Here is a 1,234-nt window from a genome sequence, read left to right as displayed (position 1 = left end):
GGCGACCGGCGGGCGCATCGCGCTCCCCGACGGGTACGCCGCGTTCGTGGTGCCGGGCAGCGGCCTGGCGGCCAATCACGGGATCTCGATCGTGAACTCGCCGGGCACGGTCGACGCGGGGTACCGCGGCGAGATCAAGGTGAGCCTGATCAACACCGACATCCACAGCGCGTACGATGTCGCCGTCGGCGATCGCATCGCGCAGCTGATCGTGATGCCGGTGACGCGAGCCACCTTCATCCCGGTCGAGGAGCTGCCCGACAGCGTCCGAGGCGAGGGCGGCTTCGGTTCGACCGGCTACCAGGCAGGATCCCATTCCCCTTCGGGAGGACACACCAATGACTGACAACAACGCGACTCCTTCGAAGTCGGCCCCGGATGACCGGGCGACGACGGGTCCCTTCGACGATTCCGAGGCGAACCCGGTCCGTCCGTACATCGACCTCGGCGGCATCAAGATCCTTCCGCGTGAGGGGCTGAACCTGCGCCTCGAGGTCGAGGAGCAGACGAAGAGGATCGTGGCGGTCGGCCTCGACTACGCCGACTCGTCCCTGCAGGTGCAGCCGTTCGCGGCACCGCGATCGGGCGGCCTGTGGGATGAGACCCGCGTGCAGCTGCGCGACCAGGTCCAGGCCCAGGGCGGCCGGGTCGAAGAGCGCGAGGGGCCGCTCGGCAAGGAACTGCTGGCCGAGGTCCCGGCGGCCGCCAGCGAGGGTTCTGAGCTGCGTCTCGCCAGATTCATCGGCATCGACGGCCCTCGATGGTTCCTGCGCGGTGTCATCGGCGGTGCTGCGGCGTCCGATCTCGACGCGGCGGCCAAGGTCGAGGATCTCTTCCGCTCGATCGTCGTCGTGCGCGGAGGGGCCCCGATGCCCCCGCGCGACCTGATCCCGCTGAAGATGCCCGCGACGCCCGGCTCGGCGTGAGCACCCCGGATCCCGGCGCCGAGCGCGAGCAGAGCGCCTCCGACATCGTCGGCGCTGCCCTGGGCGGGGCGGGGCGGCGCGCCTGCCTCGACCCGGCTGAGAGCGCCGCTACGCACAAGGTCGTCTGGTCGGCGATCGGCGGCTGGCGCGGCATCTTGGAATCGGTGCTGCCGAGCCTCGCGTTCGTGATCCTCTTCACGATCCGGCCGGAGCCGTTGATCCTGCCCCTCGGCGTGTCCGTCGGGCTCGCAGCCGTCTTCCCGATCGTGCGCCTGGTGCAGAATTCCCCGCCCTCTTCGGCGATCGGC

Annotated in this window: 3 protein-coding genes; all 3 read left to right on the top strand. The window is 70.4% G+C overall.

The window, feature by feature from the left end; genetic code table 11:
* Positions 1–346, top strand: a 346-nt coding sequence (dut, locus tag J7E68_RS19405) for a dUTP diphosphatase (RefSeq protein ID WP_215175168.1), incomplete at its 5' end; no start/stop codon positions are given.
* Complete coding sequence (locus J7E68_RS19400) at positions 339–926, top strand: DUF3710 domain-containing protein (protein WP_215175167.1); 588 nt, start codon at positions 339–341, stop codon at positions 924–926. The genes dut and J7E68_RS19400, both read left to right, overlap by 8 nt.
* Positions 923–1,234 (top strand): DUF3159 domain-containing protein (locus J7E68_RS19395; RefSeq protein ID WP_215175166.1); only part of this gene is annotated, 312 nt, incomplete at its 3' end. The genes J7E68_RS19400 and J7E68_RS19395, both read left to right, overlap by 4 nt.

Source organism: Microbacterium sp. ISL-103 (assembly GCF_018613995.1).
Classification (GTDB): Bacteria; Actinomycetota; Actinomycetes; order Actinomycetales; family Microbacteriaceae; genus Microbacterium.
Note: the sequence above shows the minus strand (reverse complement) of the source record. Positions and strands in the feature narration are given on the sequence as shown.

What these genes read in the sequence shown, in the direction of transcription:
- J7E68_RS19400 (WP_215175167.1), top strand. Translation starts at nt 339, where the DNA reads ATGACTGACAACAACGCGACTCCTTCGAAGTCGGCCCCGGATGACCGG.